Source organism: Spiroplasma sp. hy2 (genome assembly GCF_044714365.1).
GTDB classification, from domain to species: Bacteria; Bacillota_I; Bacilli_A; order Mycoplasmatales; family Mycoplasmataceae; genus Spiroplasma; species Spiroplasma phoeniceum.
The window spans coordinates 1-676 of the sequence record NZ_RXFZ02000320.1; the positions used below are offsets into that span (position 1 = coordinate 1).

A 676-nucleotide genomic window follows, 5' to 3' on the forward strand; every position below is an offset into this window, starting at 1 on the left:
AAAGAAAAATAAATAAAATGAAAAAAATAGTATTAATATGACTATTTTTTATATTAATTTATTCATTTTCATTTGATTTAATAATATTTTCAGTATTTTCTGTTTTATTTTGTTGATTGTTTAAATCTTGAAAAGCTTTTTTAATTTCTTGAATTTCAATATCATCATCTTTTTTTAATAATTCCGGATGAAGATTTTTATAACTTAATTTAAGATGTTTTCTAACTGAATCAAAATTAATAATTTCAACTTCAATTTCATCACCAATATCAAAAAAATCTTTAATATCTTTAACAAAGTAATCTGAAACTTCACTAATATGGATTAAACCATCAGCCTTTTCTGTTTTACAAAAAGCACCATAGGGAGTAATACTTGTTATTTTTACAATAATTTTGCTATTTTTGTCATACATAAACATATTTTTTTCTCCTTTATATAGTTAATTATATTATTAAAATGCTGAAAATATTTTGTTAAAAATAAATATTTTTACTTTCTAAATTACTTTTTTTCTTTCAACATGTATAAACATTAATTTTTTATTCGCTTCAATAAGACCATTTGGTCTTAAAATTATAATACTGGGTACAAAAAATTCATATACAGGGTGATTTTTAAAAGTCGTAAAATTTAAATTTATAGCATTATTTTCTTGGTCTGAAATACTTATATT

The 676-nt window shown here is 19.4% G+C and carries 1 protein-coding gene; it reads right to left on the minus strand.

Features of this window, described 5'->3' with window-relative positions:
* Positions 1-58: 58 nt before the first annotated feature.
* Positions 59-421: a S1 RNA-binding domain-containing protein gene (locus EHV01_RS06305; RefSeq protein ID WP_422065963.1), complete on the minus strand. Its 363-nt coding sequence runs from the start codon at positions 419-421 to the stop codon at positions 59-61.
* Positions 422-676 lie beyond the last annotated feature (255 nt).